Raw genomic sequence first — 24633 nt, 5'->3', positions numbered from 1 at the left:
GCTAACAGGATGAAGAGCACTGTCGAGGGGTTCCGATCGTGGAGCCTGATGCGCCAGTTTGCCGTTGCAGGCGGATTGGTAATGCTGGCCGCAGCCTCCCTCGCCGGCTATTTGGTTGCGGGGATCGTGTCGAAAGCAGCTGTTGAGAATACCGCGACATCCTCGGCACTGTTCATGGAGAATATCTTGTCCCCCCTTGTGCAGGAGCTGGCGAATGAAAGGGTTTTCCCCGAAACGGCCTCAGCCTCTCTTGATGACCTGCTCGGTTCCGAGACGTTTGAGAACAGGTATCCTCATATCGACATCTGGAAGCCTGACGGCTTGGTCGTTTATTCGAAATCAAGGCAGATTGTCGGCCAACGATTTCCCCCGCCCGAGGGGCTACTCGCGGCGCTGAATGGAGATGTTGCCGCGCGTTACACGGATCTTGATGCCGCGGAGCATGTGTCGCGGCAGTTCGAAAAAAAGTACCTGGAAATATATGTCCCGCTGCGCGAGTATCTCACCGGCAGAATTATAGCGGTAGCCGAAGTCCACGAGCAGCCCGCGGTACTCGCGTCCAAATTGTTTCGTGTGCGAGCCGAAGCTTGGATGGCTACCATCGTGGTTACAGCAATGGTGATGGCCGCTCTGTTCGGCATAGTCTATCGGGCAAACCGCACAATTCAGGAGCAAAGAAGGGACCTTCACGCGAAGATAAGACATGTCCGAACTGTGTCGGAACAGAACAGGACATTGAAGGAGCGTGCACAACGCGCGTCCAGCCGCCTCGCTGAACTCAACGCGAAATACCTTCGCAGTGTTGGTGCCGAACTACATGACGGTCCCACACAGTTGATGGGGCTGGCAGCGCTGAAGGTGGGGCATATTCGCCGTGCGAGGTCTCCCGAAGAGCGGCAAGGCAATCTCGACGCGCTTGAGTTTACAATCGCAGAAGCAATTAATGACATAAGGACAATCTCCAAAGGTTTGATGCTTCCGGAGATCGAAAACTTGCCACTATGCGAGGTGGTGGGCCTTGCCGTCGCTTCGCACAAGAAGCGCACGGATACAGACGTTTCGGTTGAGTGCCAGACGCTGACCAAAACTTTCCCTCAAGCCGTAAACATCTGCGTTTATCGTTTTGTCCAAGAAGGTCTCAACAACGCCTTCAAACACGCCCTCGGCCTAGGACAGTCGGTGTCCGCGAGTTGGTCTGGCTCGATGCTGACAGTTTCCGTTCGCGACGCAGGGAGTGGTGAATCCCGATCGAGCATTGAAGCCGGGCTTGGTTTGATCGGAATGCACGAGAGGGTGGAAAGCCTCGGCGGAACCTTAACCGTCAGTTCGATGCCGGGGGGAGGCACGAGGGTGGAAATGAGGCTGTCGTTGTCTGGGGAAGAAGATTAGGATGGATAAGCAAACCACTGTAATAGTGGCCGACGACCACGCCCTCTTCAGGGCCGGAGTGATTCAGACCCTTAAACTCGAGCGCCAATTCAATATAGTCGGCGAAGGCGGAACGGCGCAAGAAGCTATCGAACTCGCCCGGAACCGAAAGCCGGACATCGCTCTACTTGACATCGAGATGCCGGGAAACGGGCTCGAAGCAGCTCGAGAAACCCTAGCGATGGATAATCCTCCGAAAGTCGTGATGCTCACCGGTTCGGAAGAGGGTAATGACCTTTTTGAGGCCGTGGATGCAGGGGCAGTCGGCTATGTCCTGAAAGGCATTACTACCGATGACCTGATTGAGGTGCTTAAGAAGATCTCGGCAGGCGAAATGTTCGTCACGCCCAACCTCGCGATGCGGCTGGTCGCCAGGAATAAGGACAAGCAGCAAAAATCTAGCGCCCTGAATCTGTTGACGCCACAGGAGGAACGTACTCTTCGCCTGGTCGCCACTGGCATGAGCAATCGCGAAATTGCCGCCGAATTGGGCGTCGTTGAGAAAACCGTGAAATTCCACGTTTCCAGTATCTTGGAGAAGCTCAAGGTGAGGAACAGACTCGAGGCATCGTTGATCGCAAAGGAAGTATGGACAGAGGACATGTAACACCGCATGCTGCTCGGCATCAGGGCTCGTGGGCAGTTCAGCAGATACTGACTCATCTCTCTCGAGTGCAACGACCTGGAATGCTTGCTGTCGAATGCGCTGTTTGCCAAAGCACCACTGCTTCAAGGAAGATCGGATTTTTGGAATCGTTCCGTCCAAAATTCTGTTGCGACGGCTTGTGGATCTGGCGCGGCCAGCTCAGAACAGCTGAACTGGGTTCGGCGGCGGAACGGCAGATAACCGCCGAATCCTTCGAACCCGGACCGACTGTAGTCGGCCCCACACAAGCCGAAAGTATACTCGCTCTGGAAACGCGGGCACGTGGGCGCGCATAATTGGTTCGGCGAAAAGCTGGCCCTGGCTCGGAGACGGTCGGCTGTCGGATAGAATGCGTCAAATGCTGCCGTTCCGTTGAAATCGAAAGCCTTCCGCCTCATGGATCGATGCCAGACGTCGTAGCCGCCGGAACAGCGCATGTTGTCCCCTGCTGCGCATAGACGGCGATTCGACTGCCGGGACCGCTTCCGCTGTGTCGAATGGGATGGAGAATCGGGTTTGTTCCGCTCAGCATCAATCCCAATCGGTATGCCGGATCGGGATGACGCTCTGAGCGAAACTGGGGGAGCGGCCTACGATCGAGCATTCTGGCGAGCGAGGCAGGTCCAAGGAGATCGCCCGCAAGCCCGTCCGGTCTTGCCAGGAGTACGGATTAACGAGCCATCAACTTTCCGCAGCCAATTTCCCAAGCGGGGAAACAGGGGCTTGGAATGCTGGCATTGAGAGGAATCGACCTTTTCTGCGGCTCAGGCGGATTCGCCTATGGCATGCAATCTGCAGGCGTGAAGATCATCCGTTCCCTGGATCACGACCCAGCGGTTATCGACATCCACCGGGCAAACATAAAGGACGTGAAGAACCCGATACAAATGTTTCGCCCGCCGGTGGAGCAGTCGGCCGCAGAGGCTGGAAGAAAGTCGCAACGCGGTCGCATACATAAAAGTCATCTTCCACATCATGTGGCCGATCTGCTGGCGGTGATCGACACAGCTCCGGAAATCGCATTGGACCGTCCGGATATCATATTCGGCGGTCCGCCTTGCCAACCGTTTTCGGCGGCAGGCAAGGGAGAAGGTGATGAGAGTCCGCTTTCGAGCTTGACGGAAGCATTCGCTATTCTCGTGGCCGCTGCACGCCCGAGATACTTTGTCATGGAGAACGTAAAGGGACTTCGTAACTCCGAGGTCTACTGGCGAGCACGTGCCATTTTCGAACTTGGCGGGTACGGTCTTACTGAAACTGTATTGAACGCTTCGTATTTCGGCACGCCACAGAACCGAGAGCGTCTTATCTTGGCCGGGTGCCTAGAAGAGACAGACGGGTGGCTCCACGCTTACTTGAACCAGTACAAATCTCGTGAACGCATGTCCGTCGCGGATCTGTTGGGCAACGAGTTTGGTACCCAATTTGAAGATTTTTCCCTGGACGCAGAATGCCCAGACCTGGTGTCAAAGGATAGTCCCGAATATGGGAGCTATCGGTTGCGCAAGCGCGATCTGAAATGCTTATCAGAGCGAGACCCCAACACACGCTTTTACTACCGTTCACCCGGAGGCGCGGCCTCAGGAGCGATTCAGAGAACCGACAGGCCCTCCCCTACCCTTATCCGTACATCGACTGACCGGCTGTCGAAGTACTATCGGCCTACCATCGGTGATCCTGTCGACCTCAGGAAGCTACAGCAGCTTACGTTTCATCAGTTCTCGCGCCTCGCAGGATACCCTGAGTGGTGGGATTGGAAGCTCCCTTCGCCAGAAGACGGGAGCTTGTCCGAAACCGAGCTTGCTCCAGTCGCGCGCAGCCGGCAGCAGATGCTGGCGAATTCCGTTCCTCCACCGCTGGCCCAAGCGATAGGACGCGCGATTGTCGATCATGCCAGAAGAAAGGTTCCGGCCAATCCAATCGAACCCAACGCGATTGCGAAAGCCGAATGGAGGATGAAAGCTGTCGAACTCAAAAGGTACAAACGTTGGCTTAAAACTGCCAAGGGATTGCGGGGCAAAGACATCAGTCAGGAACTGTCGGACCTCCGCGCCGCCAAAAAGCTTTTGCACGTGCGGAAACTCGGAAGCGCAGAAGAAGAGCTGAGGGCCCTTAAATCTCTGCCGGCAACAGCGGCAAATAAGATGTCCACCGTAAGGAGGTCACAACTACGCAGGGCACTGGTGAACCTCGCAGAGTTCGAGCTGTTTCAAACTTACGTGCGCGCCGAACTCTTTCCTGACGACGATATGATGTACGCTCGTGGTGCTTTTGCGGCGATGCTGGACCCGAATGTCGAATACGAGCAGATGGTCGAAAGCCTGCAGGAAGATGAAAAGCCGTTGCCGAAAACGTTTCTGCGTCAGTCTCAGCTTCCGGAGACATAGCGCATGGGCGCTGGTTGACGCCGAGGACCATGATCTCTGTACCCTGGGATACGTACTCGCTTGGTCCGTGCGAAGCAGAATGCGCCACTTATCCATCAAGACGGCTTCCCCCGTCCGACCGTCACGGTGATAGAGGCTAGTGATTTTCGATTGGACCGCCCTTCGACAACAGCTTGTTACCTATCGGCGTCGCCGTAGCACGAGACAAGCTGACCGTGAACTCACGGTCATCGTCAATAATTCGCTGCGGTCCCCTTTGAGAAGCCGCCGTAAGCAGAGCATCGAAATGCACGCGGGCGTCCTCGACCATCCACGAATTCGAATCCTTTTGCTCAAGACCTCTCCTGGATGGATTCTTTGCCATAGGAAATCCTTACCGCCTTTGCAGGATCACGCGTTCTGAATTAGCACCCAAACTGGGACTGAGTCCCAGAACCGATACTACTACGGCTGTGACGCGAGAGCCCATAGAAGAATTCGCGAAGCCATGAAAAGTCCATGGCGAATTCTTTCGGCTCGGTTATCGGCAGGCAAAATGCGTCACCTGCCGGCATTTATGCTCGGACATCTTCCAACGCCGCTGCCCGCACTGTGGAGGAGGTCGTCCGGGGCTCAGAACGGGATAATTGTTCCAGGCCGATTAACAGGATTTCTCGACCCGAATCCGTCATCTGCGTTTGGTGCCAGGCGTGTCAGCTCCCCGGCCAGACTGATTCGTCAACTCGAGGGTGTTCGGCGTTCGCATTGCAGTCGGCAAGGACGGATCATGTCAGCTGCGGCTGTCAAAACTCAATTGAGTAGCCCCCGCATGACTATTTGCAGTTTATTAACTACTTTTTCCAGAAAACAGACCTGGCGGGAAAATAACGATCTCAAGGCACGTTAAGGCCCGTCTTAATGTTCATTCTAGACACATGCGTCCTCAGCAATCTGAAGCAGAAATATCCTGACCTTAATCTCGTGCGCTGGATTGACTATCAAGGGAGAGCAATATCCCTTCCGTTTTCCGCTGTATTCGAAATACAGCGGGGAATCACCATGCTGGAAGATGCGAATCCCGAAAAGGCATCAGAATTGTCCTCATGGCTCGATGACATCCTTGCGTCGGATATTCCGTTCCTTGAAATGGACGCGAGAATAGCCCGCCTTTATGCCCGAATGACTTGCGTTCCAGCCTTGCGACATCTTTGCGTACCCGCCTTGAATGCGAAGCGGTTGAAGCTTGGGCAGGATCTCGCGATCGCCGCTACGGCCATTGTCAAAGACGCCCCTGTCGCAACGATGAATACAAAGGACTTTTTGCGCATTCATCGGTATTTCACGTTGCCGGGCCTGTTCAACCCACAGCAGAACCGATGGTTGATTCCACCCCGACAGCAAAAGCGCATCGAGAAAACTATCACCCTCCCCGAAACCGGGCATCTTCCCGCCGGTTTTCAAATGGGCCCTGGTTCGGGTTGACAGCCCGAAAATTGTTCTCTATTTGTTCTTGTCATTATGAACAGGATGCTCATACGCCTCATACGTTTGACCAGGTGCCGACACCGCTGACTGGCGGCGTCTCATGCTTGTGTTTTGCGTATGGAGTGTCCTGTGACCACTCTCCCCACCGCCGATCAGACTCTTCTTGCCTCCATCCGGGCCGAAGCAACTCAACATTCGTTTCATCCCTACGGCACGGTCCGATGCCTCGATCATCCTTTGTTCCGGAACCAATCAGCCCGGAACCTCGGTTGCCTGCTGGATGTCGACCGGGAGGTGATCTCATGGACCTGTCTGCCTTTGGTGCTGGAAAATGGCACCGACGTTCACATCCCAGACTTCCTGGTCGAAAAGGACGGTGAACTGGTCATCATGGATGTCAAACAGGCGAAGGATCGAACTCCACCCTCATGGATCGCCCATGAGGTCACGTCCCGAGGATATCGATATGCCTCCTTGTGCGCTGAGGAAGTCAGCAGCGGCTACCGGCTGCGGAACGCCATAGACCTGCTTCGAGATTCCCGGTGGCACTGCGCTCTTGGAGACCGCAGCCGTCTTCTGGCGGCGCTGGGCGAACACGGAGCACTGTCGGTGGCCGATTGCCTTCCGGCGTTCCAGGAGACGCGGCCGATAGCAGGTCTCTCCTCGCTGATCCTGAACCGCTTTGTCGAAGTCGATCTCGATGAAGCGTTGATCGGACCGGAAACCTCCGTCAGACGCTGGCGCGACTGACAACGTCCTTTCCCCGAAACTTGATGAACCGGACCTTGTCCCGGGCGTATCCGGAGTCACTCCAATGAGCCGTAAGCGAAAACCCAAAGTACCGAAACAGCTGCGCAAACCAGCCGAGTTCCTGGCCTTTTGCTCAATCGTCCATTCGGTCCGGCAGGAGCAGATCTTTCGTAATGGCGAGCCGCAGGTCCTGGCGCTGCTTGTCCCCAATTCGCAGGATTTCGATCTCTACCACGAGGTCGTCCACCGCGCATTTCATGGCTGGCAACCGAGCCGCCGGACGAAGATCGACGATGCATGGATCGAAGTGTTTCAAGCCACCCGACGAAAATTCAACCGAAGCTACAATCTGTTGGAGGCGGTGGCCGGGCATGAGAAGCTCATCCTGTTGGCGGACTCCTGCGAGTCCCTCCCCGACGGCGTGGATGGCATTGCCGATGCCGTCATCCAAATTCAGAAACCGGACACGCGGCATGTCCGAGCGGCGGCAAAGCTTTTCTTCGGCCAGACACTTACAGGCGAACAGGCTACCCAGATCGCGGAGTTCCCTCTCCGGATCGCCGCCGCTGCGTGGCGGAAAGGAAGGAACATCACCAAAACCATTGAGGCCATGACGCGGGTCGCCGGTCCCAAGCGAAGCTTGGTATCAGGGCCGAAGTTGGACGATCTGTGTGGCATGGGCGAAGCCAGCGATTGGGGAAAGGAGCTTGCTACGGACCTCGACGATTGGCGAGCAGGCAATGTTCCTTGGGACGACGTAGATCGTGGAGCTCTGGTAAGCGGTCCTCCGGGGTGTGGCAAAACCACATATGCTCAAGCTCTGGCGCGTACCTGCGATGTCCATTTGGTAGCGGCCTCAGTGGCACAGTGGCAAGCACGGGGTCACTTAGGTGACCTACTGAAAGCGATGCGCGCGGCATTCGCGGAAGCGATGGAAAATGCCCCATCAATCCTTCTGATCGACGAGATCGATAGCGTGGGCGACAGGGCCCGCTTTTCGGGCGACAACACCCACTACAGCACGGAAGTCGTCAATGGGCTTCTAGAGTGCCTCGATGGCGTGGGTGGGCGTGAAGGCGTCGTCGTGATCGGAGCAACGAACTATCCGGAGAAGCTGGATGCGGCTTTGGTCCGGCCGGGGAGACTTGATCGGCATATCCGCATTCCCCTCCCCGATCGGGATGCTCGCGACGGGATCCTGAGGTGGCACTTGAGAGACAATCTTGTCGGTGTCGACCTGTCCGAAGTCGTTGATCGAACCGAAGGCTGGACGGGAGCTCGACTGGAACAGCTCTCACGTGATGCACGCCGTTACGCGCGCCGTGCTCGTCGCTCGATGACGGTCGCCGACTTGGTCGCAGGCCTGCCGAAGCGGTTTGCTCTTCCTGAAAAACTGCTCTGGAGATACGCGGTGCACGAATCCGGGCACGCAGTCGTCAGACATGTCCTGGAGATCGGCCAGCTTGAACATGTCTCCATTGCCAAATCGCTCGAACTCGGGGGAGACACGCTGCAGTCCGGGGGTGGAATGTGCTTCAGCGAAAGTACGTTTCCGGAAATGACAAAATCCAATCTCCTGAACAAAATCGCCATGCAACTCGGGGGACTCGCCGCAGAGGAAGTTATTCTAGGATCCCGCTCTGCAGGCGGAGGCGGCCGAGAGGGGGCTGACCTCCACCTAGCCACGGTCCACGCGTTGCTGATGGAAGCTTCCTTCGGTTTGGGGGAGCATCTCACCTATCTCGTAGGAATGACCGAGGACGACGTGCCGGCTCAGCTCCGAAGAGTTCCCGACCTTCGGCGACGGGTGGACAACGTATTGTCCAGAGAGTTCAAACGCGCCAAGGGTATCGTTGGCAAACACCGATCTGTGCTCGAAAAGATCGCAGAAGAACTCTTACGACGGCGGCAGCTATCCGGAGACGAAGTCGCAGAAATTTTCGCACGGCAGTCGTTCCAGGGACGCATGCCCGGCGCTGAAAAGAAGATGGCTTAGGGAGGATGTCAATGGATATCCCCTCTTCGGTCCTCGTGAAGCGTACACGGAGCTTACAAGCCAAGGTTCCGGAGCTGCTCGCAAAGCACGGCCCTCTCATACGCTGTCTCCCCACACACTCACATATCCAACAATAGAACATTCACGCCAGCGACGGTCCGCTGGCGCAAGGAGACATTCATGATCATGGTATCCGACGACCGGGCACATGTTCCCGGTCTGGAGTTCGAAATCGAGCGACTTCGCAGGCTCGCCAACGATCTCGAGCAAATCCGCAATGGAAATCATCCCGACGATGCGGCGTTGTCGAATGCGCCGATGATCGAAGGCTGGAGCCTGAAATTGAGGCCTTCCGTATGTTTGTCTGGAAGAGTTCTGGGACACCCGCATATCGAAGAAGGCGACCTCGGCATCACGACCGCGATTTTCGCTTTCGCACCGACGCTCGGATATGCCAGGACATTATCCAGGTATTACAGGCTCGGCTTGCCCCAAGGCGTCCCGCCGGACAGGGCCCAGTAGAAAGCGCCTCTAAGGATTGGTTCCTCGTGAGCCTCAATGCCCTTGCGCAGGCTTTCCCTTGCCCAGGGTAATCTGCTTGCCCCCGGCAGGGCCTGAGCCTCTGCCGTGGGCAAGTGGCAAGAAGCTGGTCGCTAGACATCCCGCGCCGCCTATGTGACGCTCGTTCAGCAACGGTGACCATCAATGGGGGGGGACTTGCATAAGGCACTCACGGCAATCAAGGAACAGCTAGAGAAGATCATAGCAGTACTGGAAACAAAAATTCCGAATGACGAGCCTTTCGGAATCGCACATAACAACTGGAGTTTTCCGGGTCTTACACGTGTAGAACTGATCGAAGAAACTCAATCTATCATTGATCGTATAGAGGAAGAAGGTGGGGATCAGGTTGGCGATCATGAGGCGCGTCTACAAGATTACGTGCGCCGTCTGCAGCATCTACAGTCTGGCACAGTAGTTCAGCTATGGACCAACGCAAATCAAGCCGTACCAGCGTATCTGTTTACGTTGAGAGGCCTAGAAAAAGCACTTTCCCCAGTGCTGAGGCAAGATGATCATGAAGAAGCTAGACGCAGGCTGAAAAAGCTGACTGTTCAGTTGCGCGGTATGGAAGCTCGACTGAAAGACCTAAGTCCCCGCACTGCTTCGCTAGCGGCGATGGTGGAGAGAATTGAGAAGGCTTACAATGCCGCCGATCAGTTGCCCACGGACTTGGAATCGCTGTCCGAAGCGCGGCAAAAGATCGAGGATCTCCTCCGAGAGGCCACCCAAGATCAGGGGCGCATTGTAGACGTACGGACGGATGCGGACAATTTCGACAAGGAATTACAGAGGAGTTTGGAAGAAGCCAACGCCGTTCTAGAGCGCTGCGAGACAGCTTACTCTGCCGCCACCAGCGTTGGGTTGGCTGCCGCATTTAGTTAGCGATCTAACGCCTTGGCTACATCGATGTGGATTTGGGTCGTCGGTCTCGTCACCGCTCTTATTGCCGGTAGCTATTTTGGTTCGGAGCAGTTGAGCGCACTCTCAGAACTTTTCAGGAATCCAAACGCATCTACGTCGATCATAGTACTGAATCTGGTCCTGTCTATCTTGTCCGTCGGCGCGCCGGTCTGGTTTGCGTGGCTGGCAACGAAACAGATCGGTCAGCGGTTCCGGCTCGCGGAGGACTATGCCTTCAAAGCCTCTATCTCTCGCGCATATGAAGGTTTTCGGCGCGAGGCCGCGAGGTTTGATAAGGATATGGAGACGAAGCTGCTCACATCAGCATTATCTCGCCTTGATGAACTTCCCCTGCGTCTTGTGGAGACGGATACCCATGGCAGCCCATGGCATGAACTTGCCTCGTCGGATGTGGTGAAGCAAGCCATAGCAGTTATTCCAGGCTTCACGGATCAAGTGAAGGGACTCGCAACCAAATCGCTTTTCACAGGTAAGCCGCCCAAGACAAAACCGAGACCGCCAGTAAACCAGGAGTCTGAATAAGCAGGCTGCAATCACTGGGCACCTCGATGCGGTTGGTGGGAGGGTTGGCTGTGTAGGTAGCGACCACGTAATTGATGAACTGAAGCATGTGGTCATCGTATCTGCCCGTCGACGCCTTGACGGCGAGGCCACGGTCAGCGGTCTCGAAGACATAGCGGTCCTCGAGAGCTTGCGGCATTAAGAATGAAGTGGACTTCGGTGTTAGGCATCACCAGCCCCCCAAAAGGAGGATGATGTCGATGATGGCGAGCCGCTTCGCCAACGCGCTGGGCGTCCATGGCTACTCCCCTCACCTCCGGCCGCCGGAGCTGAACGAAGCGTTGAGCTGCTGGGCGAGCGATTGGCCGTAGACGCTCATCACGTTCTCGCGACTGTTGGCGACAACTTCTCTCGTTTTTGGCTCACCGCCTCCTTTCGTGAGCACGTTATTGGAAAGGGCATTCTACGCTTCCACGCCATCGGCGTCCTGTTGTCGGCTGGGTTGCCGCTTCCAACGCGTATCCTCGTGCATGGCTATGTCACCGTGGACGGCAAGAAAGTTGGCAAGTCACTCGGAAACGCTATCGACCCGGATCCTCTCGCTCAACAGCTCGACTCCACTCTGCGTGTATGGATTGTAGATCCCGTAGCGCCGGATAATGAGTCTCCACGCCTCGTAAAACGTATTCTGATCATATTCGGCCGTTTGACTGGTCGCTTTCATTGTCTAGACGAAAAAGGTGCACGGATCGGCTCTACCCATGAGGAGGCCGGAAGAGTTTGAAGCGGCAACGTGGGCACATCTCGAACGGGCGCTGGAGATCGACCACCTTACATTTCAGCCTGATCCGGAGCGCCCAAGGCGGTCTGGGACATTCCATCAGCTTTACCAACCTTTTTGTCCGGCCAATATCACGTCCGCTCCGGATTCGTAGAAGCCACAGGGATAGGCGAGCCAATCTTCGACGGCTTGTAGGGGGCGGAAGCGGAAATAGGGGGTATCCTTCTTGCACGTGATCGCCATGCGCCCAAGATCCCGCAAGCACAGAGTTTAAGCCCGGACACCTCACTGTTGCCGAATCGTCACATGACATTTGTAGAGAACATCCCGCCGGTTTCGGGATCTTGATCTTCCTCCCTCATGCTGACATAAGCCTCCTCCCGATGCGCCCCATCGGCAGCCACAGGTCGAAACACCATGACGAAACGCATATCGATATTTGAGCGGGACGACCGCACGGCGAAGGCCTAAACATCGGTATGTGTTCATGCCGATGTCCAGCATCGGCGTCCGGATCGTCCTTTCATCAAGCATCAACGGCATTGCATTGAAAGGACAGCTTCATGAGTGAACGGCATTTTCTGAAACATCTCCATGATCGTCGTGCGGGCATTGCCCTGGCGTCGGGAAACATTACCTCGACGACGACGTTTCTGCGTCCTGACCACCTGTTCACGGGTCGGGTGATCGAGACCACGGGAGGAGGGTGCGAAATACCGTGCCTTCCGCGCGAACGAGGTCTTGAGCATGACCCAAGTTTGGGTGCCGCCCGGAGACTCTAACGCTTCCCGACGTTTCGACTGGAAAACGAAGGCGTCTGCGCGCGCTAGCGTCGCAAACGCCGCGTCGAACCGCAGCATGATCGCAGAAAGCCTCCTTGAGGCCAAAGCGATGACGGTCTTGCTGGCCAGACGTGACGTCCGCGAACTCTGGGAGCAGCCGAAAGCGGTCTGGTACGTCGACCATGAGAGGGTGAAACGCAAACACACCTTTGACCTTCTCGCGGTGTTCGACGACGGCTGCCGGGTAGCCTATGCCGTAAAGCCTTTCTGGCGCGTCAGACGAACACGCCTTGACGTCGAGATTGAGCTGATCCGGCGGCAGAGCCTGGCTCGCATCGCGGACAAGGCGGTCATCCTCACCGAGAGGCAGATTAGCCGGGCGCGCGTGTACAACGCTGAAAATGTACTCAGGGCACGGCGGATGCGCAACGAGGAGGATTGCGCCAGGCTTCTGCGCATCGCCTCCACAATCGAGGGCTTGGTCCGTGTCCACGACCTGCTGAAAGCAGCGTTGGATCCCGGCCTCGCCAGGACTGCGTTCTGGTGCCTGATCGATGAGGGCGTCCTCGAACCGGTCGCGCGCGATTCTCTGCACACGCGCATCGGTGGCCACACGTACGTGCGCGTGAACCACGACGTGCTTGCCGCAGCACAAGGAGATTTCAGATGAGCTTCGCTGAAAACACCATTGCATCCATCGGATCGCACGCTCCGGTTGTTCCCTTTTACCGTTTCGGGCGGCACGATCGTATCAAGATCGGAAACACGGCGTACATGTATGACCGAAAAAGTTCCAGCGGGCATGTCTTCCGCCGCCATGACAACCCGGAACTGGTCGAGCACTTCTCGCATGAACTCGTCTACCGCAAGATCGCCGATGGAGAACTGAACGTCGACACGGACTGGTTTCGCGGGTCTGACGCGCATGTTCGCGCCGAACACAGCGCACTTCCGGTTACTGATCTGAGCGAGAAGGTCCAAGATACTATCCTCTGGCGACATTCTCTGATCCATGACTTCTTCCGCCTCGAAGCCGAAGGCCGTTACTCCCGCTCGGATGAATCCCTCGCCGAATACATGCGTGCACGGCAAACGGAACTCGATGACGCCGAGGCGTGCGCAAAGGGCAGGAAACCTCGCGGAGGAACCAAAGAAGTACGGCGCGCTGCCGTATCGCCGCGCACATTCCGTCGCTGGTTGAAAAGATACGAGCAAGCCGGGTTTGACGCCCGTTCTCTCCGAGACGGCTACCGGTATCCCGGCACGCGCCCGTCGCGTTTCACGGCCGAGGAAACTGAAATCCACCGCAAGTGGGCGGCGGGGTACGCCAGCTCGAACAAGCCATCGAAGGCCACCTTGTTCAGAGACATGAATGCGGAGCTGTTTTTGCTGAACAAGGAACGGGCGCTGAAAGGCCTGGAACCTCTCCGTTCGCCGAGCCGCCGCACCTTCGAAACCATGATCGACAAACTCGACCACTTTTTCGTGTTGGCCGGAAGAATGGGCACGGACTACGCGACAAGGAAGCTCCAGATCACCCAGACAGGCATCGACGTCGAACGTCCTCTGCAGCGCGTGGAGATGGATGAGTACGAAGTGGAGTTGATGACGATCCTTATGGATATCGGCATCTGGAACACTCTTTCCGAAAAAGAAAAAGAAGCGATCAAACCCGCCCGAGTCTGGCTGTCGATCGCGATTGACGTTGCAACGCGTTGCATTCTGGCAATGCGGTTTATCGACAAGCCGCCGTCGGCGGAGTCGTCCATCGCTACATTGGAGATGGCGGTCCATGACAAGCAGTACATCGCAGACGCAGTGGGAGCCCAAACGCCTTGGGAAATGCATGGCACGCCGGAATGCGTCTATACGGACGCCGGCGCTGCCTATGTGGCCAACTCTTTCAAGGCGACGGTTCTGGCGCTGACCGGCAACGCTGTTATCCCGCCTTCAGGGAAGCCACACCTGCGGGGAACCGTGGAGCGGATGTTCCTGACCATTCGACAGCGGTTCCTCGCTTGGTACACTGGACAGACATTTGCGAACGTCGTGCTCCGGGGTAACTATGACTCGGAAGGCAACGCGTCCATCTCCGTGGAGGAACTGAACCGCCTTCTCGTCCGCGCCATTGTGGATGCCTATCACAATACGCCGCATACGGGCCTTGCCGGCGAAACGCCCCGCAACGCGTGGCTCCGCATGACAAAGCGGGATCCGGTCACTCCACCGCCAGCTCCATTTCAGCGTCGGAGCATCTTCGGGGTCCACTGCGAGTGCAGAATTGGCAGCAAAGGTGTCCGCTTCCTCGGGATCCATTACCAGTCGCCGTTGCTCCAAAAGATCCGGGCCTCGAAGGCAAATCCCTCCATCCACATCCGCGTGAACCGTTTCGATCTCGGCGAGATCTCGTTCTGGCACGAGGAGCGCGGCGGATGGGCGGCGGCCCTGCCACGATTCGACGGATTTCAGGGCGTCAGCGTGTGGGAATGGATTGCCGCCGTCCAACATCTCTCCCGTGTCCACGCCGATAATGCCCGTGTTTCCCAAGCAGTAGTCGCCGAGGCAATTTCCGAATGCCGGGCCTACGGCGAAATGGCTGCCCAACGCGCCGAACTTGGCTCACCAGTGATGAACAGGGAATACTTCCGTGAAGTCGATCGTACCCACTTCCGTACATTCGAGATCATGGATGACGGTGAGGTCCATGCGCCCCCGGGTGGCGAAATCATCACCCTTCCGGAAAGATGGTGGGAAGACCCACCGGTCGACGACCTCAATCCCGACGACGATCACGTTCGCGCCACCCCTGTAATGCCGGAACCGCAACCGTCCCCTTACGCGATGGACGTCGAACCCTACGCCGATGATGACGACGGATCCGATAAAGCCGGTCGCACTGATGACTGGTCGTTCGACGACTGATGAAGAGAAAGGAACTCAATTATGGAGACTTTGGAACAAATCCACTTTCCAGAAGACGCCGCAGAGGCGCTCGCCCGTCTGAGATCGGCAATGCCCGACAAAACACGTGACCGGGCAGAACGCCTTGCAAAGCTGCACTCGAAGCACGTTTCCACTCCAACGGATGCGGCTCTTGCAACTGAGATCGAGATGCTCATCCAGAATGCCGCCAGCTCGCACGACAGCGTACGCCGCGATGGGTCGGCGCTGGTGGTCATCGGAGATTCCGGGGCGGGGAAGACGACACTTCTCAAACGCATCATCGCGAAAAGAGCCGAATTTCAGCCCTACCAGGACCGTTATGGCATCTCGACATCTCCCCTGATCAGCGTCGTGGCCCCCTCCCCTTGCACGCTGAAGCAATTGGGGCGGGAAGTACTTAGGGCGTTGGGATATCCCCTCTCCCGAGAAATCAAAGAACACATGGTGTGGGAGCTCGTCCGTCAGCAGATCCGGATTCGCAAGGTGATGTTCATTCACATCGATGAGATGCAGCATGCCGTGAACACGCTGAACGACACCGAACGGCAAAAGCTGTCGGATACAATCAAGAACGTCATGCAACAGCCGGACTGGCCTGTGTGTTTCATCCTGTCTGGTATTCCGACACTCGCGCGCCTGGTCTCATCCGATGTGCAGCTGATGCGCAGATCCCGCATCTTCGAGTTCAGCAACCTGGAATTTGCGAAAGACGCCGTCTCCGTACGAAAGATGATCGAACACATGGTGACAAAGCACGCCGAAATGCAGCTCGCCTCGGCCCTGCCAGACGAGTTCATCCACCGCCTGCTCCACGCCGCCTACGGCCGCTTCGGCGTTGTAATTCAACTCGTCCGCGGCGCGATCGAGCAAGCGATGTTCGATGAAGCTGCAGGCGGACAGGTGAAGGCGAGACATTTCGCGGCGGCTTACAGCCGCTTCTCCGGTTGTACTGAGGACGAGAACGTATTTCTTCGCGCCGACTGGCAAATGCTTCAGCCTTCGGCTGCTCTTGTCCGAGATCGTCCAGCCGAAGAGGTCTCCCCTGCCCCGAAACGCCGCCGAAAGGTTTGAGGAGACGGACATGACCCAGTTAACTATCAGAACCCGTCTTCATTCCGGCGAAACCCCGGCAAGCTTCTGCTCCAGACTGGCGGCCATGAACGGCCGCCTGGAAGCACGCCACTTCTGCGCCGATCTGGGCTTCAACTTTCAGGACGTGGTGGATGGCCGTGACGCTGCCCTCTCGAGACTTGCATATCTGGCAGACATCGACGTGAGTTCTCTCAGAGACAGCGCGATCCTGAAAACGGCGGACGGGTACCAAGTCGACGGCCAGCGGATGACGCGGAACCTGATGATCCGCAACCGCCTGCGTTTCTGTCCCGAATGCCTGGCTGAAGACATGCGCCGCCAGGATGAGCACCCCCTGGCACGGGCATGGGGCCGCAGGAAATGGCTGATCTCGTTCATCCGGACATGTAACGTCCACAACGTGTCGCTTGTCGAGTGCTCCGTGCAGCAGGAGCCTTCGATGATCCATGATTTTGCTGCGATGGTGCAAGTGGACCGCTGGGAAATCCCGGAAGCGGCTAAGCGTTCGGTTGTGCGCGAGCCTTCGGCTTTCGAACATTATCTCCTCGACCGGATTAACGGACACGTCGGTGCCGCTCCCTTCCTCGACGCCCTGCCCTTCTATGTCGCCGCAAGGTTCACCGAGCTATTGGGTGCCGTGGTGACGCGCGGCCTCAAGGCTCCGATCCGCAGCTTCAGCGGGGACGATTGGTGGCAGGCGGGGGCAGCCGGCTTTTCCATCACCTCCTGTGGTGAGGATGGAATCCGTAGCTGGCTGTCGGAGAAGCAGGCCGCTTTCGGGGGCAAGACCGGAGATGTTGGTGGACGGGCGCTCTACGGTCGTCTGTACGAGACGCTCGCACACGATTCCGACGACCCCGCTTACGACCCGGTTCGAAAGCTGATCCGCGAGCACGCGATTGACACCCTTCCTCTCGGCCCGGGTGATGACCTCTTCGGCCCGATCACAGATCGACGCTGGCATTCGGTGCAGTCGGCCTCCAAGGAATTCGGTGTGCACCCAAAGCGCCTGCGAAAGCTTCTCATCGAAGCGGATGTCCTCTCCAAGGATACTGCGACGCTGGCCAATGCCCGCATCATGCTCGATGCTGAGGAGATCGCGGAATTTGTTGCGGAGGTCAAGGACACCGTGTCCGCGAAGGAGGCGCAGAAAACTCGTAAATGCACCACGGGTTCACTGGGGTATCCTGGTCGACCGGGGTTACCTTGCTCCTCATGTCAAGGCGGGAGCCGAACATGGTCTCCAGTTCCGGTTTCGTCGCGAAGATATCAGCGTGTTTCTTGACCGACTGCTGGCGAACACGAAGCTGTTGACGGACCAGGAACACGGGTTGTGCAGCGTCCCTCAGGCCGTTCGGAAGGCGAACTGCAAAGCGGTCGAGATCCTGGATTTATTGCTGGCGGGTAAGCTGGAGCGTGCTTTCCGTGATGCCAACGAGCGTGGCTACATGGCGGTGCTTGTGGACCCCGATGAGCTTCGCGAAAAAACGATGCTCGAGGACCACGGCGGATTGTCGCTTCGAGAAGTTGAGCACCAATTGGGAACGAAGACGCAGGTCGTGAAAGCTTTGATCGAACACGGGTATCTCCCCGCACGCACTGCGGTGAACCCGATCAATCGGTGCCCGCAAACGATCGTCATGCCAGAGGACTTGGCTCGGTTCCAACGATCCTATGTCTCCCTTATGAATCTCGCCAAAGAGCGCGGGGAGCATTTCATGCGGATGAAAGCACGTCTGGAATCGGTCGAAATCAAGCCAGCTTTCGATCCAGTAATCATTGGTGCCCGGTTCTATTTCAGGTATGCAGCCGAAAATACGCTAATTCGAATCACTCACGACCGGTGAGTAGGCAGCATCTTAATTCAGAGGAGCGTTGAATGGATAACCAAACCAAGGAAATTGCCGGCCGCGGAGGTCCAATCGCTGTTACTGTTTTGGTATCGGGAATTATTAAGTGGTGTTCAAGGGACACTCTTGGTAGACTTGTTGGCTTTTTCTTCACTGAAGCACAGGCGCTCGCCGCCGCCAATGCAATCAATGTGCAGCTGTCCCTAGTCTATGATAGTAAATATCGAGAAACATGCATCGTGCGATCTATTCTTGTTGTTACACATCCTGATGGGTCGGTATCAACAGAGTCGTGGTACTATGGCACCGATCTGGGTAGTGGAGATATACTAACTTCTCGCTTTGATGAACGGGATGACCTAACGAGTATGATTGATGAAGATCAGACCACCTCAATGAGAATGTGAACTCTTCTCGATACGTTTTAACGCTCTCCTGCAAACCGGATGATCGTAGTTCAGTAGGCTATTTTTTCCGTGTATACGCTCATGCTCGATGGCACGTTCGAGCCATAATTTTGCTTCTTCAAAAATAGAAATTGTTTCCTCGGAACAAATTTTTCGAATAGTTGGCATGTAGAAATTGATCAGCCTCTCAACGGGGCCAATCCACCCCATCTCCATACGCAGTTTGAGAGTTGGTACGATAAAGTTTTCGATGTTGCTTCGCTCATCGACATACATCTTGCTAGCTCGAAACGGCCCATTTCATTCGAAATCGTAAAACGGCCGGCGGCAAGCCTCAAATTGTATTCCAGCAGTTTCATCCATATTGAACGGACCCCCAATCTCACTCCGATGTTTTGGGACATCGCCAAGCTGCCATTGCGGACAAACCACATTGCCGCTTTTCAACTCACATCTAACGATTTCAGTTACTTATATGTGAGTTTGGGACAAACTATGCCCGCCTTCACAGGGTTGGTGGGGTGGGAGACCCAAAGTTCAGACTCTAGGAGCCTAAGTTCCGAACTGAATCTTGAGGTCATTCCCGTCCCGACAACGGACGATGGTGCTACTGCTGCCGGCCAGAGAGTCGGGCAGGATCGTCAATATAACAAATCAACGTAGAAGCCACCATAAGAGCGACGTAGGAGAAGAACAACTTCCAGAACGTTTCCCAAGACACAACTTCCCAGCCCCAGAAACAGAGAATCAAGACGACCGCGAGTGCGATTGTCGCAGCTACGCAAACGGGACGAAGTACGGTGACGATCTGTGAGATCATAGAAGCTCTCCTTGCCCAGCAATACTAGCGCGCAGTGTCAGGCTGTCCAGCACGAGTTGAAGTAATCGTTAATCGCGCCTGTGCACGGCATTGCTCTCCTCGTGTCTGTATTCACCGGGCATTTAACTGCCACTTGGTGACGTATACTTACCACCCTCTCTTCGCACAGACCGACCTCGTTATCCCCTTTCTGGCGGTCCAGGTATGGAACTTTAGGTCCGTGAAGTAAGGGACTTTGGGTCGCGAATTGTGGCAGGCTACAGAACTACAGTGGGATCAATGGCTTCCGGAGCCTTCGTTTTTCCGGCGACGCGCCTCAGCGGTATGCCACTCACGGTCAATGACACCTTCTTCGGCCTTGTGATAATACTGGGAGCAGACGAGCCACCCCTTTAACGGCCTTAGCAGCAGCACGCATGCGCCGACGGTCAGCGGCAATGTTGTAAACATATGGCCCCATATGGGTGGTTCGAAGGTGAACTGGAACCAGAGAGCGAAAGCAAGTGCGGGTACCGCAGCAATGCTCATTGCGAAGAAGGCGGGCCCGTCCGCAGGATCGGCAAAGCTGAAGTCAAGACCGCAAACCTTGCACTTTGGAGCGAGCTTGAGAAAGCCTTCGAACAGGTCGCCTTCTTGGCACCGTGGGCACTTCCCTCGGATGCCTGTTACCGCCGGAACCTGTGTCTCGTTGTGTCCATGGCTCATTTGGGGAACCTGCACTGGCCAACTCTTGAATGGGTGATACGATCCTTTGAATGATAGCTAGGATTTTTTGACCAAATGGCCATTGGCTTGTCGCGCGACACATTCGCACCTCGCGAGGCGAGGTACAAAAAGCTGCCGTTGGCCTCCTTCGTAGGCAGGGTGCGTAGTGCAAAGGTGCTGCGAGCAAGCCGCCGCACACAATTTTTGAGGCTTAGGGTTGGGGCTTAGTAGCCTACGGTGAAACGCTGCCGGACGTCTCGATTTCGTCCGCGAGAGCAATGGCAAAATCTTCAAAGGAGATGCTGCTGCCGTTCTCGTTGGTCAGGAGCTGGTCCTTGTCCAGGCGGAAGGTGCCAGTGCGCCCACCGGGGACAAAGGCGGCTGAAGGCGAAAGAAAGGTCCAGTCCAGGTCATCTTTGCCCCTGAGTTTGTTGAGGAAGTCCACACCGCCTTGCGCCTCGGCCTTGTAGATCGCCGGGAATTTTGGGGGTATCGACAAGTAGCTTTCCGGGAGGAGCCGCCTTCATTCGATTATAGCCGAATGTTGGTGGAACTCACCGACGAGCCATCCGCTCGCCGTTGCGGCGATTTCAACACTCCTGCGGGACGTAGGCAGGCCCTCCCTCCACCCTCCCCGCAAGTTCATGCGGAACGGGCGCATCACCGCCGCGTTACCCCTTGTTTCAGCAGAAACTATGAGGCTGGAGCGCGTGCGCCGTTTTCTCGTTTTAGCTGCCTTCGCCCTCTGCTCCCTGGCGCTATCGGCGGTAGCTCTCGCCCAGAATGGAGGGGAACAAGAGTCGTCGCTGGCGTTCGAGGTCGAGGCGATCAATGAAGGGCTGCCGGATCTCAGTGATCCGCTGCGCCTCGACACGCCCCGTGCCGCCGTCGAGTCCTTCCTCAATGCAATCCGCAATCAGGATTTCGCCAGAGCCGCACATGCTCTCAATCTGAATGCAATCCCCGTCGACCAGCAGGCCGAACGGGGGCCCGATCTTGCCCTCAAGATGGCGTTTGTCCTGAGGCGGTACGGTTTGATCGATTGGAGCGAACTGCCCGACCAGCCCGACGCCCGTGTCCTGCCGGGTCTTCAGCAGTCGGTCGGCCCCTACAGCCGACGCTCGGTGGAACTGGGCGAAGTCCGTCTGGAGGGACGGCCAATCCCCTTCAGCATCCAGCGCTACCGGTCCGGTGAAGAGGAACCCGCCTGGCTTTTCTCGCCCTTTGCCGTGGAGCGGGTGGATGCGATCTTCCGTGAGATCGAGCCCGGCCTCCTCAGCCGCTGGATACCCTTGAGAGAACGCCTCCGGACGCTCGGCGAGCCTTCGGTCTGGGAATGGTCGGCCGCCACCGTTCTGTTCCTGGCTGCTCTCTTTGTCGGCTCCATTGTCCATTATCTGGTACGTTGGTTCGCTAGGCGCCTGAGGCCGACGCGAGGGCGGAAAACACGAAAGCTCGCCTGGCCGTTCGCCATATTGACGAGCGCACTCGCATTTCGCGCCGGAACGGGGCATCTGTTCCTGCTGACCGGACCGGTGGCAGCCTATCTCGACGTAATCTCCGAGGGCGTGGCGCTGACGGCGGGAGCCTGGCTGCTCGTGCGGGCAGTCGGCTTCATCACGTTGAGGCTGAGCGAACGCTATGTGGTATCGCTTGCAGTAGACGATCCGGAAAACCGACGCACCAAGACAACCACCTATATCGCGCGGCGGCTGGCGCTCGTTGCCATCGCCCTTCTGAGCATCGGCTACGTGTTGATGCGGGTGGGCCTTTTCGAAAATTTCGGAATCTCCGTTCTCGCTTCGGCGGGCGCGCTCGGTGTTCTGGTGGCCATCGCGGCGCGCCCGCTGCTGGGAAACCTGGTATCCGGTCTGCAGATCGCAATGACCGACCCCGTTCGCATTGGCGATATCATTCTCTTCGACGGGCATTGGGCGACGGTCGAGGACATCTCCTTCGCTCATACGATCCTCCATACATATACCAACACGCGGCTGATCGTGCCGCATTCGGAGTTCATCGCCCGACCGCTGGAGAATTTTTCGAAGGACGGCGAAGCGGTGAAGCGGATCATCAAGCTTCCAGTCGACTACCGAATCGACGTCGACAAGATTCGGGCGAAGGTCGTGGAGGTCGTCGAAGGAGACCCGCGCTCGACGGACGACAGGCCGCTGGTGGAGATGGCCGAAGTCACCGGCGAGACCGCCGTGCTGTGGATCTGGATTTCGGGTACGGATTCCTTCTCCTGCTGGTACCTGCACAACGAGGTGAAGGAGGCGCTGATCGCTTACCTCAGGGACCTTGACCGAGGAATCTACCTGCCCCGGAAGCGCCATCTGTTGGAATCGAAGGACAAGGAAGATTCCTCGCCTCCACCGAGCGATTGAGCCCTCCTACGCTCGTGTCGCCCGCCTTACTGCAGTACAGTTGCCTGATTCACGGGCGCAAGAAAGAGCCACCGCCATGGCCGGCAACGGGACCAAAAGAACAGACCGCGCCTCTCTCCTCATCAAGGCTTCTCCCCGCGCCACTTACCGCGCCTTCGTGAGCCCGGATGCGCTGGTCGAATGGCTTCCGCCTACCGGCATGAAGGGCGAGATTTTCGCCTTTGAGCCGCGCGCGGGCGGAGCCTTCCGCATAGCGCTGATCTATGAGGCTCCCGACCCGTCCCGTGCCGGCAAGACATCGGACGACACCGACATTGTCGAAGGGCGCTTCGTCGAGCTGGTCGAGAACGAGCGCATCGTGCAGGCCATCACCTTCGAGGCCGACGATCCGGCGTTTGCCGGTGAGATGACGATGACGTGGAGCCTCATCGCCGTACCGGGCGGTACGGAGGTGACGATTACGGCCAAAAACGTCCCGACCGGCATCTCAAAGGAAGATCACGACGCCGGCCTGAACTCGACGCTTGCCAACCTCGCGGCTTTTGTCGAGTGACGCCGCGTCGCCAGGTCAGTCCACGGGAATGTCGAAATGCAGAACGTCCTCCCGCACTCCGAGCTTGGTATAGAGCGCAACGGCAGGCGCGTCCGGAGGATCGGCCTGAACGAAGATGACATAAGCACCCCGTGCCGCACCTATGGACCTGAGCGCGTTGATAAGGGCGGTTGCCACACCCTTGCGGCGATGCTGCGCGAGAACGGCCAGGTCGTAAATATAAATTTCGCTCCGTTCCTGCTCGAACTTCTGGAGTTCGTAGGCCGCGAGCCCACCGATAACGGCATCGTCTTCAATAGCGGCCAGGCCAATGAACTGATCGCCGCCTAGCAGCTTGCGGAGGTAGGCCGTACCGGGCTGTGCGCTTGTGTAGGTCTCCGGCTCCTCGAATGCCTGCCCGAAGACGGCAAGCAATTTGCGGAACAGGTCCATGTCGTCATCGGTCAGTTCATGGACCGCAAAAGAGCCTTCCTGCGACATCGTTTCCTCCAGCGTCCTAAAGGGTTAGCCTACGGACGCACCCTCAACCCGCTGCCTGGTTCACCCAGCGCCACCAGGCTTTTTCATCGCCGCGGAAGACGTTGAGGTCGATGTGACCGTTGGCGCCCTGACTCAGCCCCGTGCCGGAATACTGCCAGAACACCCAGTCCCGCCCCGGATAGACTTTTGACGGATGCGCGGCCACCGAGCGCAGCCAGAAAGGATGATTTGGGAACGCGCCTTTCAGATGGTCGGCGTAGAAATCGGGCGGGGTATAGATGATCGGCCGTTGCCCGTAATGTCGCTCCAACCGGTCCATGAAGACCTGCATCTTTTCCCGAACGTCTTTTGTCGACCAGCGGCGCTTGCAGTTGGATTGGTGGTTGTACTCCACGTCCAGCACCGGCGGCAGCGCCCCCTTCACCTTGGGCACGTTGCGGATGAACCAGTCGGCCTGCTCGGCAGCCGTGCGGCACCAATAGAAGAAGTGATAGGCGCCGCGCTTGATGCCTGCCTGGTGCGCGGCTTCCCAGTTCTTCCTGAACATCGGGTCGACATGGTCGCCCCCGTCGGTCGCCTTGATATAGGCGAAGTTCGCGCCCTGCCGGCGCAGCTCCTGCCAATCGATCTCGCCCTGCCAGCGCGAGACATCGACGCCGTGGACAGGATGGTGCTGCGGCGTCACCTTACCGAAATTCACCGGATGCGCGTCGCTGAAACGTTGCTTATAGATCTTGTTTGACTGCGACCGGGTAGCGGGAGCCGGCGGCACACGCATCGCCACCTGCTCCAGTGCCGGTGCATTCAGGTGCTCGGGCTCGGCAAGTGCAGTCATCTGTATGATCTGCTCGACGTTTACGTTTCCTGCCGCGACAGCAGCGTCCACCGTGGCGATGGAACTTGTGACCTCCGGCGATGTATTCACGCTTTCCAGAGCATCGACGCCCGATCGGGCCGAGCAGCCGGCAACAGCCAGGCTAGCCAGAAGAATGAATGCAATCACGGATATTCGCATGGCGACCTGTACGCGGGTAACGAGACAGCGCGAAGGCGCGATGATGCCTTGCAGCGGATAAGCCGTCATCGTTAGCGCAGAGTTGCCAATAAAGTTTGAATCGATTCGTTAATTTCGCCGCCGCGCGCATGGGGAACTGACCGCTCCTTCCTCAGTTGGGA

22 protein-coding genes and 2 pseudogenes are annotated in these 24633 nt (G+C 57.1%); 18 read left to right on the top strand and 6 right to left on the bottom strand.

What is annotated here, in order from left to right; translation table 11 throughout:
* The first annotated feature begins 9 nt into the window (after positions 1-9).
* The 10 genes and pseudogenes from LY631_RS17530 to LY631_RS17485 form a co-directional block, all read left to right on the top strand.
* Positions 10-1389, top strand: a complete 1380-nt coding sequence (locus LY631_RS17530; RefSeq protein ID WP_274426882.1) for a sensor histidine kinase — start codon at positions 10-12, stop codon at positions 1387-1389.
* A 1-nt stretch (position 1390) separates the two neighbouring features.
* Positions 1391-2035, top strand: coding sequence for a response regulator (locus tag LY631_RS17525; RefSeq protein WP_274426881.1), 645 nt, complete (start codon positions 1391-1393; stop codon positions 2033-2035).
* A 767-nt stretch (positions 2036-2802) separates the two neighbouring features.
* Complete coding sequence (locus LY631_RS17520; RefSeq protein WP_274426880.1) at positions 2803-4461, top strand: DNA cytosine methyltransferase; 1659 nt, start codon at positions 2803-2805, stop codon at positions 4459-4461.
* Positions 4462-5499: 1038 nt separating this feature from the next.
* Positions 5500-5922 carry a hypothetical protein gene (locus LY631_RS17515; RefSeq protein ID WP_274426879.1) on the top strand — a complete coding sequence of 141 codons (423 nt, stop codon included), beginning with the start codon at positions 5500-5502 and terminating at the stop codon, positions 5920-5922.
* Between the two features lie 132 nt (positions 5923-6054).
* Positions 6055-6675 carry a hypothetical protein gene (locus LY631_RS17510; RefSeq protein ID WP_274426878.1) on the top strand — a complete coding sequence of 207 codons (621 nt, stop codon included), beginning with the start codon at positions 6055-6057 and terminating at the stop codon, positions 6673-6675.
* Positions 6676-6739: 64 nt separating this feature from the next.
* Positions 6740-8671 (top strand): AAA family ATPase, encoded by a 1932-nt coding sequence (locus tag LY631_RS17505; RefSeq protein ID WP_274426877.1) that lies wholly within the window; start codon positions 6740-6742, stop codon positions 8669-8671.
* A gap of 180 nt (positions 8672-8851) precedes the next feature.
* Positions 8852-9193 (top strand): DUF6634 family protein, encoded by a 342-nt coding sequence (locus LY631_RS17500; RefSeq protein ID WP_274426876.1) that lies wholly within the window; start codon positions 8852-8854, stop codon positions 9191-9193.
* A gap of 195 nt (positions 9194-9388) precedes the next feature.
* The gene (locus tag LY631_RS17495; RefSeq protein WP_274426875.1) at positions 9389-10117 is read left to right on the top strand and encodes a hypothetical protein; all 729 of its coding nucleotides are present in this window, start codon (positions 9389-9391) and stop codon (positions 10115-10117) included.
* Positions 10118-10141: 24 nt separating this feature from the next.
* Positions 10142-10678, top strand: coding sequence for a hypothetical protein (locus LY631_RS17490; RefSeq protein WP_274426874.1), 537 nt, complete (start codon positions 10142-10144; stop codon positions 10676-10678).
* Positions 10679-11093: 415 nt separating this feature from the next.
* Positions 11094-11256, top strand: a pseudogene (locus LY631_RS17485) (class I tRNA ligase family protein); the annotation flags it as partial.
* Positions 11257-11971: 715 nt separating this feature from the next.
* Here LY631_RS17485 and LY631_RS17480 read toward each other — a convergent pair.
* A complete protein-coding gene (locus LY631_RS17480) occupies positions 11972-12298 on the bottom strand; it encodes a hypothetical protein (protein ID WP_274426873.1) in 327 nt (108 codons plus the stop codon).
* Between LY631_RS17480 and LY631_RS17475 the strand changes: the two genes are divergently transcribed.
* The 6 genes from LY631_RS17475 to LY631_RS17450 all read left to right on the top strand — a co-directional run bounded on the left by LY631_RS17475 (position 12297) and on the right by LY631_RS17450 (position 18512).
* On the top strand, positions 12297-12890 hold the full coding sequence (locus tag LY631_RS17475) for a hypothetical protein (RefSeq protein ID WP_274426872.1): 594 nt from the start codon (positions 12297-12299) through the stop codon (positions 12888-12890). The two genes, LY631_RS17480 and LY631_RS17475, sit on opposite strands and share 2 nt — an antisense overlap.
* The gene (locus LY631_RS17470; protein WP_274426871.1) at positions 12887-15142 is read left to right on the top strand and encodes a hypothetical protein; all 2256 of its coding nucleotides are present in this window, start codon (positions 12887-12889) and stop codon (positions 15140-15142) included. Before LY631_RS17475 ends, LY631_RS17470 begins: the two co-directional genes overlap by 4 nt.
* Before the next feature lie 90 nt (positions 15143-15232).
* Positions 15233-16234 carry an ATP-binding protein gene (locus tag LY631_RS17465; RefSeq protein WP_274426870.1) on the top strand — a complete coding sequence of 334 codons (1002 nt, stop codon included), beginning with the start codon at positions 15233-15235 and terminating at the stop codon, positions 16232-16234.
* A gap of 10 nt (positions 16235-16244) precedes the next feature.
* Positions 16245-17540, top strand: a complete 1296-nt coding sequence (locus LY631_RS17460) for a TniQ family protein (RefSeq protein WP_274426869.1) — start codon at positions 16245-16247, stop codon at positions 17538-17540.
* On the top strand, positions 17530-18102 hold the full coding sequence (locus LY631_RS17455) for a hypothetical protein (protein ID WP_274426868.1): 573 nt from the start codon (positions 17530-17532) through the stop codon (positions 18100-18102). The genes LY631_RS17460 and LY631_RS17455 overlap by 11 nt, the downstream gene beginning before the upstream one ends.
* A 32-nt stretch (positions 18103-18134) precedes the next feature.
* Entirely contained in the window at positions 18135-18512 is a 378-nt protein-coding gene (locus LY631_RS17450) for a hypothetical protein (RefSeq protein ID WP_274426867.1), read from the top strand.
* Here LY631_RS17450 and LY631_RS17445 read toward each other — a convergent pair.
* From LY631_RS17445 to LY631_RS17435, 3 genes and pseudogenes are all read right to left on the bottom strand, one after another.
* The gene (locus LY631_RS17445; RefSeq protein WP_274426866.1) at positions 18498-18788 is read right to left on the bottom strand and encodes a hypothetical protein; all 291 of its coding nucleotides are present in this window, start codon (positions 18786-18788) and stop codon (positions 18498-18500) included. The two genes, LY631_RS17450 and LY631_RS17445, sit on opposite strands and share 15 nt — an antisense overlap.
* Before the next feature lie 820 nt (positions 18789-19608).
* Positions 19609-20037, bottom strand: a complete 429-nt coding sequence (locus LY631_RS17440; protein ID WP_274426865.1) for a DUF983 domain-containing protein — start codon at positions 20035-20037, stop codon at positions 19609-19611.
* A 224-nt stretch (positions 20038-20261) separates the two neighbouring features.
* Positions 20262-20549, bottom strand: a pseudogene (locus LY631_RS17435) (NAD(P)-dependent oxidoreductase); the annotation flags it as partial.
* 183 nt (positions 20550-20732) lie between these two features.
* On the opposite strand from LY631_RS17435, the gene LY631_RS17430 reads away from it, so the two are divergent.
* The gene (locus LY631_RS17430; protein ID WP_274426864.1) at positions 20733-22424 is read left to right on the top strand and encodes a mechanosensitive ion channel family protein; all 1692 of its coding nucleotides are present in this window, start codon (positions 20733-20735) and stop codon (positions 22422-22424) included.
* Positions 22425-22500: 76 nt separating this feature from the next.
* The gene (locus LY631_RS17425) at positions 22501-22977 is read left to right on the top strand and encodes an SRPBCC family protein (protein WP_274426863.1); all 477 of its coding nucleotides are present in this window, start codon (positions 22501-22503) and stop codon (positions 22975-22977) included.
* Between the two features lie 15 nt (positions 22978-22992).
* On the opposite strand, the gene LY631_RS17420 is transcribed toward LY631_RS17425, so the two are convergent.
* Entirely contained in the window at positions 22993-23457 is a 465-nt protein-coding gene (locus tag LY631_RS17420) for an AAC(3)-I family aminoglycoside N-acetyltransferase (protein WP_274426862.1), read from the bottom strand.
* Between the two features lie 43 nt (positions 23458-23500).
* Positions 23501-24472: a glycoside hydrolase family 25 protein gene (locus LY631_RS17415; protein ID WP_274426912.1), complete on the bottom strand. Its 972-nt coding sequence runs from the start codon at positions 24470-24472 to the stop codon at positions 23501-23503.
* Positions 24473-24633 lie beyond the last annotated feature (161 nt).

Source organism: Chelativorans sp. YIM 93263, assembly GCF_028767125.1.
GTDB lineage: Bacteria > Pseudomonadota > Alphaproteobacteria > Rhizobiales > Rhizobiaceae > Chelativorans.
The sequence above is the reverse complement of the archived record's forward strand: the minus strand, read 5'-3'. Positions and strand labels throughout refer to the sequence as shown.